Origin of the sequence: Longimicrobium sp. (genome assembly GCA_036377595.1) — a bacterium.
In the GTDB taxonomy this organism is placed as follows: domain Bacteria; phylum Gemmatimonadota; class Gemmatimonadetes; order Longimicrobiales; family Longimicrobiaceae; genus Longimicrobium.
This window is the reverse complement of the sequence record DASUYB010000114.1, coordinates 1-6,877: the sequence shown is the minus strand read 5'-3', so window position 1 is coordinate 6,877 and position 6,877 is coordinate 1. Positions and strand designations below refer to the sequence as shown.

The 6,877-nt window shown below is 71.3% G+C and carries 8 protein-coding genes; 3 read left to right on the top strand and 5 right to left on the bottom strand.

Annotation, left to right across the window (positions count from 1 at the left end; translation table 11 throughout):
• Positions 1 to 1,094, bottom strand: a 1,094-nt coding sequence (locus VF092_20595) for a Mur ligase domain-containing protein (protein HEX6749703.1), incomplete at its 3' end; no start/stop codon positions are given.
• Positions 1,095 to 1,249: 155 nt separating this feature from the next.
• On the opposite strand from VF092_20595, the gene VF092_20590 reads away from it, so the two are divergent.
• Complete coding sequence (locus tag VF092_20590) at positions 1,250 to 1,729, top strand: FKBP-type peptidyl-prolyl cis-trans isomerase (protein ID HEX6749702.1); 480 nt, start codon at positions 1,250 to 1,252, stop codon at positions 1,727 to 1,729.
• Positions 1,729 to 2,160, top strand: a complete 432-nt coding sequence (gene arfB, locus VF092_20585; protein ID HEX6749701.1) for an alternative ribosome rescue aminoacyl-tRNA hydrolase ArfB — start codon at positions 1,729 to 1,731, stop codon at positions 2,158 to 2,160. Before VF092_20590 ends, arfB begins: the two co-directional genes overlap by 1 nt.
• Before the next feature lie 160 nt (positions 2,161 to 2,320).
• Here arfB and VF092_20580 read toward each other — a convergent pair whose 3' ends face one another.
• From VF092_20580 to VF092_20565, 4 genes are all read right to left on the bottom strand, one after another.
• The gene (locus VF092_20580) at positions 2,321 to 2,857 is read right to left on the bottom strand and encodes a ferritin-like domain-containing protein (GenBank protein ID HEX6749700.1); all 537 of its coding nucleotides are present in this window, start codon (positions 2,855 to 2,857) and stop codon (positions 2,321 to 2,323) included.
• Between the two features lie 13 nt (positions 2,858 to 2,870).
• Positions 2,871 to 3,113: a GlsB/YeaQ/YmgE family stress response membrane protein gene (locus tag VF092_20575; GenBank protein HEX6749699.1), complete on the bottom strand. Its 243-nt coding sequence runs from the start codon at positions 3,111 to 3,113 to the stop codon at positions 2,871 to 2,873.
• A 201-nt stretch (positions 3,114 to 3,314) separates the two neighbouring features.
• Positions 3,315 to 4,379: a cell division protein ZapE gene (gene zapE, locus VF092_20570; protein ID HEX6749698.1), complete on the bottom strand. Its 1,065-nt coding sequence runs from the start codon at positions 4,377 to 4,379 to the stop codon at positions 3,315 to 3,317.
• A 79-nt stretch (positions 4,380 to 4,458) separates the two neighbouring features.
• Complete coding sequence (locus tag VF092_20565; GenBank protein ID HEX6749697.1) at positions 4,459 to 5,046, bottom strand: hypothetical protein; 588 nt, start codon at positions 5,044 to 5,046, stop codon at positions 4,459 to 4,461.
• A 338-nt stretch (positions 5,047 to 5,384) separates the two neighbouring features.
• On the opposite strand from VF092_20565, the gene VF092_20560 reads away from it, so the two are divergent.
• A partial coding sequence (locus VF092_20560) for an amidohydrolase family protein (GenBank protein ID HEX6749696.1) occupies positions 5,385 to 6,877 on the top strand: 1,493 nt, incomplete at its 3' end.

The window sequence follows — 6,877 nt, the reverse complement described above, 5'->3', positions numbered from 1 at the left end:
TCGATGGTCTCGCGCACGGCCGTGGGGTGGTGCGCAAAGTCGTCGATCACCGTCACGCCGCGCACCTCGCCGCGCACCTCCATCCGCCGCTTGACGCTGGCGAACGTCCGCAGCCCCTCGCGCACGCCGTCGCGGTCGGCGCCGATGAACTCCGCCGCCGCGATCACCGCCAGGCAGTTGCGCACGTTGAAGGCGCCGGTGAGCGGCGTCACCACCTCGCCCCACGCCTCGCCCGCGCGCACTGCGGTGAAGCGCGTCCCCTCCGGCCCGAAGCTCACGCCGCGCGCCGTCCAGAGCGGGTGCGCGCCCTCCGCCGGGACTTCATCTCCATAGGCGAAGCTCTCCACCGGCGCGAACGCCTTCGCGGCCAGCTCGCGCGCGATCGGCGAGTTCCACCCGGCCACCAGCGCGCCGTTGCCGGGAACGAGGTTGATGAAGCGCGCGAAGGCGAAGCGGTACGCCTCCTCGTCGCGGTAGATGTCGGCGTGGTCGAACTCGATGTTGTTCACCAGCCCCACGTAGGGGAGGTAGTGCCACATCTTGGGGCCCTTGTCGAAGTACGCCGTGTCGTACTCGTCGGCCTCGATCACGAACCACTCCGAGTCGGTCAGCCGGTAGCTGCTGCCGAAGTTCTCGGCCACCCCGCCGATCAGGAACGACGGGTACAGCCCGGCGGCCTCCAGCGCCCAGGCCAGCAGCGAGGTGGTGGTCGTCTTCCCGTGCGTTCCGGCCACCGCCAGCGGCTTGCGGGTGCGCAGGAACTCCTCCTTGAGGGTTACGGCGGCGGACGTGTAGGGGAGGCGCCGGTCGAGCACCGCCTCGAGCTCCGGGTTCCCGCGCGAGATGGCGTTCCCCACCACCACCCAGTCGGGGCGCGGCTCCAGGTTCTCCGGCCGGTAGCCCACCGCGTAGGCGATCCCCATCTCCCGCAGCTGGTCGGACATGGGGGGATAGACGTTCTCGTCCGAGCCGGTGACGGTGTGCCCCGCCGCGCGCAGCAGCCCGGCGAGCGACGCCATCGCCGTTCCCGCGATGCCGATCAGGTGGTAGTGGCGCGGCGTGGGGGTGGCTACGGTCGGGCGCGTGTCGGTCATCTGCGGAATCCGTCTTTCCGAAAACGAGGTCCAGGGCGGAAGCGAGGCGGAACGCGACTGCGAAGTACATGCCCGCCAGCGGGTTCAGCGATCGCGCGCGAGGTGGTATATTCTACGGCCCGTGTCCAATCGTTCAACTCCGCAAGGACGTTCGCTTGAAGCTGAAGACCCTGTTCGCCGCGGCCGCCGCCGCCGCGCTCGTTGCCGCCTGCGGCACCGACAGCCCCACCGCCTCGATCACCATCGGCCCGCCGCCCGCGCTGCCGGCCGGTGCCCAGATCGTGACCACCGCGTCGGGGCTCCAGTACGCCGACTTCAACGTCGGCAGCGGCGCGGTGGCGCAGTCGGGGAATCAGGTGGCGGTGCACTACACGCTCTGGCTGTCCAACAACACCGGCATCGAGACCTCGCGCGGCGGACCGGCCGTGCAGTTCACGCTGGGCGACGGCAACCTGATCGCCGGCTTCAACGAAGGCGTCACCGGGATGCGGGTGGGCGGCAACCGCAGGCTGATCATCCCGCCGGCGCTCGGGTACGGGAGCCAGCCGGTGGTGGACCAGAACACCGGGCGGGTGGTGATCCCCGCCAACTCCACCCTGATCTTCGACATCGAGCTGGTGGCGGTCCAGCCCTGATGCCCGACGACGGCGTGCTGGCCATCAACGACTCGCTGTGGGTGCCCCGGGCGGAGCTCACCTATCGGGCCACGCGCTCCGGGGGGCCCGGCGGCCAGCACGTCAACACCTCGTCCACCCGCGTGGAGCTGGCGTGGGACGTGGACGCGTCGCCCAGCGTGAGCGAGGAGCAGCGCACGCGCATCCGCGAGAAGCTGGCGAACCGCATCAACGGCGAGGGGGTGCTGCTGCTGGCCGCCAGCGAGCACCGCAGCCAGCACCAGAACCGGGAAGCCGTCACCGAGCGCTTCGTGGAGCTGGTGCGGCAGGCGCTGGTGGTGCCGAAGAAGCGGAAGAAGACGCGCCCCAGCCAGGCCGCCCGCGAGGAGCGCCTCCGCGCCAAGAAGCGCCGCTCGGAAGTCAAGCGCCAGCGCCGCTCGCTGGACGACTGAAAAGAATTTTGCTCACGCAGAGGAGCAGAGGCAGCGGAGGGGTTCTCTGCTCCTCTGCGTGAGGCCATCTTTATCTCTGTCCGTCCATAGGCTTGGAGACGCGACGAGCCCCCGCCGGATGACCGGTTGGGGGCTCGTCGCGTCGAGGGCCGGGAGCGGCTCAGGCCGCGGCCTTCACCCTCGCCTTCCCCATCAGCTTGCGGAGCGAGGCAACGGCGTTCTTCTCCAGGAACTTCGCCATCGCTTCCTCCTCCACCAGGCTTTCCTGGAGAAGCCGCGCGCACTCCGCCTCGCCGAGTGCCGTGGCCAGCGCGATCGCGGTGCGGTACGCGGCGATCTCGTAGTGCTCCACGCGCAGCCCGGAACCCAGGTCGAACGCCTCGAGCTGCGGCTTGCTGGGCTTCTCCTCGCGCTTGAAGGAATCGTGCTCCTCCTTCAGCCCGATGATCCCCGGGCACTTCTCGGCCTTGGCCTTCTCGCCGATGGCCTCGAACGCCTGCTCCAGCCGCTCGATCTGCTCTTCCGTCTCGCCGCGGTGCTCCTCGATCCGCGCCTTCACCTGCGGGTCGGTGACCTCGCGCTCCATCGTCTTGAGCATGGTGAGGATGCGCCGCTCGGCGTACAGCAGGTCGCCCAGCTCGTGCGTCAGCACCTCCTTCAGCTCCTCGGCCGGCATGGCCTCGCTCCGCTCAGGCATCGATTCGCCGGCGTCAGAGCGTGGACCGGCGGCCGACGATCAGCCTGTAGAGCCCGAGGAGGATCAGCGCGCCCACCACCGAGCCGATCAGCCCCACGCGCCCGTCCGAGCCGCCGAACAGGAAGCCGCCCACCAGCGAGCCCGCGATGCCGAGCAGGATGGTGACGATGATGCCGCCCGGGTCGCGCCCCGGCATGATCAGCTTGGCGAGCGCGCCGGCGATCAGGCCGATGATGATCATCCACAGGATACCCATACGTCTCCTCCACCCATTCGTGTGTCCACCGCGACGGACCCTCCGATCCGTCGTCGGGCGGCGGGTAACGCAAATCAGGTGCCGAACTTAGCCGTTGTACCGAACGACGTGCGGAAGTGCTGGCGGCGGGCGGTTTTCCGGAACTTCAATGCGGCCGCGGCATCCCGTCCCCTCCCCGCGTCTCGGCTTCTGCAGCCGCCCTCAACCCTCCGTCGGCGGCGCCTCGTCCTCCCGCTCGCCCAGCATCTCCTCCATGCGCGAGAGGCAGCGCGAGAACTTCTTCCCGTACGCGCCCGCGAGGAACGACGCGGGGAAGAGCTCGCCGAGCGCGGCATCGGACGACATCGCCAGGGGAACGGCGCGATCGTACAGCTTGTCCACGAAGTGCACCCAGCGCAGCCCGTCGAACAGCGCCGTGAACGGCCGTACGTCCCTCACCAGCAGCGCGTCGATGCTCTCCACCAGCGCCACGTAGCGGATCGGGTGCACCTCGCCCAGCGCGGCCAGAAGCGCGGGAAAGTCCGTCGCCAGCGCGCCGCCGCCCGCCCGCGACGCGGCCTCCGCCAGCGCCGCGTCGTCGAGGAAGTACGCGCGGCCGGGGTCCGCCTCGAAGCGGCGGTGGCGGAAGTCCTCGCCGGCGATCTCCAGCACCTCGAAGGCCCCGGCCAGCTCCTCGATCTCCGCGCGGAAGCTCTTCTGGTCGAAGCGCCCGCGCCCCAGCTCGTCGGGAATGGTGTTCGACGTCGTGGCGACGCGGATGCCGTCCGCCAGCGCGCCGCGCAGGAACGCCAGCGCCATCTTCAGGTTGCCGGGATCGTCCAGCTCCCACTCGTCCACGGCGACGAGCTTCCGCCCGCGGAACGCCGCGCGCGTCCCCTCCACTCCCAGCAGGCCGATGGTGTGGACCAGCTCGTCGAAGCTGAGGTAGGCGCCCGGCCCCGGCGCGGCGTTCCAGAGCGCCGCCAGCAGGTGCGTCTTCCCCACGCCGAAGCCGCCGTCCAGGTACACGCCGCTTCCCCGCCCTCCCCCGCCGCCGAAGAGCGCGCGGATCCGCCGCCCCAGCCCGGCATCGCTCGCGATGCGCAGCTCGTCCGCGATCTCCCGCAGCCGCCACACCGCTTCCCCCTGGGACGGGTGGCGCGGGTCGGGGTGATAGTTCTCGAAGCGCTTCTCCGCGAACCGGCGAGGGGGGACGAAGCCCGCCACCAGCGCGGCCGGGTCCGGGCGCGCGGGGAGGTTCGAGATCAGTGCGTCCAGGCTGGGCAAGCGGAGATCGGCACGGGGAGCGGGTTCGCGAGCGCGACAACCTCGCCGCCGCCTCCGGCGCGGACAAGCCCGCCGGCGCTCACCCGACGTCCGCCGCGCGCCGGGCCGGCCTGCGCCGGCGCCCGCGCTTGCGCTCGCGCCGGGCCTCGCGCTCGTTCGCCACGCGCGCGATCTCGCCGTAGTGGCGCGCCGCCCAGTATTCGCCGCGCACCTGCAGGTCCATCCACTCCTCGACGTCGGCCAGGTTCTCGGGAAGCTGGTCGGGGAAGCGCCCCGCGAGCCGGAACACGAGCGCCACCACGGCCCGCGCCGCGGGCTCGCCCTCCGGCAGCAGCTCGATCAGCCGCGGCCGGATCTTCCATCGCTTCTCCTCCGCCGATGCGGTCGTCTCCGCCATCACTCCTCCCGGGTAGAGGTCCAGGAAGAGCTCGCCCAGCGCGCGCCGGGTCGCGTAGCTCGGCTCGCCGAAGCCGCCCGCGAACTTGCGGATGGTTTCCTTCGAGAGCCTGGCCATCTCGGCCACGCCGCGGATGCGGTGCTCCGCGATGAGGTCGGCGGTGAACTGGCGCAGGAGCGCGGTGGGCACGTGGTGCCACGCCCGGGCGAGCCTCTTCTCCCGGTCATTGCCGCGGTTGTGGCTACTTTGACCACCGGTCGATCTGTTCATGGGAATGGCTAACGAAGCGTCCCGGCGGGGGTCAATGCATCGCCAGAACACCGCCACCCGGGGCACGATCAATCGGATCCGTACACACATCTGGACGCCGCCGGACTCACGGCGGACAACAGCAAACCGGCCGCTGGCCGCGATTCCTGCTTGTCGCGACCGCCCACTTGGCGCCGCAGGCGGCAGCTCGCGGGGTCCACGTCGGTGAATGTCATCAGTTTCTCCCTGACCGATTTCGATCGGAGGAGAGAGGGACGGCCCCGATTGCAGCCGGTCGGCGCCTCGCGTAGTCTTCTCCCCGTCCCCGAAATCTCCATCCCCCGAACGCCATCTCCCCGATGAGACGCATCGTCCTGACGGCCGCGCTGCTGTCGCTGGTCGCGGCGGACCTCGGCGCGCAGGCGCGCACCTGGACGGCGGCACAGCGCGCGGCGGACTCGGCGCAGGCGCTGGCCTTCTTCCGCGGCAACATCGCCGCGATCCACCACCACGACCGCGCGGCGTACCTGCGCCACTACCTGCAGAGCCCGCGGCTGGCGCGCGTGGGCCCCGGCGGCGTGAACTACGGCTATCAGCCGCTGGCCGCGCAGCGCGACACCACCTGGCCCGACACGCTCGTGGCCACGCACTTCGAGGTCGTCCCCGTGGCCCCGGGCGTGGTCTACGGCACCTACCGCTACCGCGTGACGCAGGGTCAGACGTCGCGTGGCGTGTCGGAGCGGGTGATGGTGCGGCAGCCGGACGGGAGCTGGAAGGTGGCCGTGAGCACCGCCTTCGCCTCGCCCGGCGACGGGCCGGTGCCGGCGTTCGCGCTGACGCACGCCACGGTGGTCGACGGCACCGGCGCGCCGCCGCGGCGCGACGCCACGGTGGTGATGCGCGGGGGGAAGATCGAGTGCGTGGGCGCGTGCACGGTCGCGCCGGACGTGGAGGTGATCGACGCGCGCGGGAAGTGGGTCATCCCGGGACTCGTCGACGCGCACGTGCACTACTCGCAGACCGGGTGGGCGGACGGGCGGCCGGACGCGGTGGACGTGCGCGCGCGCCTCCCGTACGACAGCATCGTTTCCGAACTGGAGCGGCACCCGGAGCGATTCTTCCGCAGCTACCTGTGCGCCGGGGTGACGGCGACGTTCGACGTGGGCGGCTATCCGTGGACGTGGCCGCTGCGGGCGCGCGCCGAGGCCAGCAGCGCCGCGCCGCACGTGGCCGCCGCGGGGCCGCTCCTCTCCACGCTCGACCACTGGGTGAACGTTCCCGCCGCGCGCCAGTTCGTGTTCACCGGCAGCGACAGCGCCACGCTGGCCGGCGCGCGGATGATGGTGCACAACCGCAGCGACGCCATCAAGGTGTGGTACCTGGCCGAGGAGACCTCGCCCGATACCACCGTGTTCAAGGCGCGCCTGCGCATCGCGGCGGCCGAGGCGCGGCGCGGCGGCATCCCCCTGATCGTGCACGCCACCGACCTGTGGCAGGCCAAGGACGCGCTGCGCGCCGGCGCCCGCCTGCTGGTCCATTCCGTGGACGACAAGCCGGTGGACGACGAGTTCATCGCGCTCGCCCGGCAGGCCGGCGCCACCTACACGCCCACGCTCACGGTGACGGACGGCTACGTGCAGCTCTACACGCACCACTTCGACAGCACCGGCGTGTCGCTGGCGTGCGTGGACCCCGACACGCGGCGGAAGGTGGCGATCACCGACTCGCTGCCGTCCGTGATCCCCGAGGCGCGGCTGGCCGGCTTCCGCCAGCGCGTGGCCACGCAGCGCCAGACCATGTACGCCAACCTGCGCCTCTTGCGCGACGCCGGGATCCCCATCGCGATGGGGAC

Coding starts and splice junctions, on each gene's coding strand:
- arfB (HEX6749701.1), top strand. CDS start 1,729: ATGCCCGACGACGGCGTGCTGGCCATCAACGACTCGCTGTGGGTGCCC.
- VF092_20565 (HEX6749697.1), bottom strand. CDS start 5,046: ATGAACAGATCGACCGGTGGTCAAAGTAGCCACAACCGCGGCAATGAC.
- VF092_20580 (HEX6749700.1), bottom strand. CDS start 2,857: ATGCCTGAGCGGAGCGAGGCCATGCCGGCCGAGGAGCTGAAGGAGGTG.
- VF092_20575 (HEX6749699.1), bottom strand. CDS start 3,113: ATGGGTATCCTGTGGATGATCATCATCGGCCTGATCGCCGGCGCGCTC.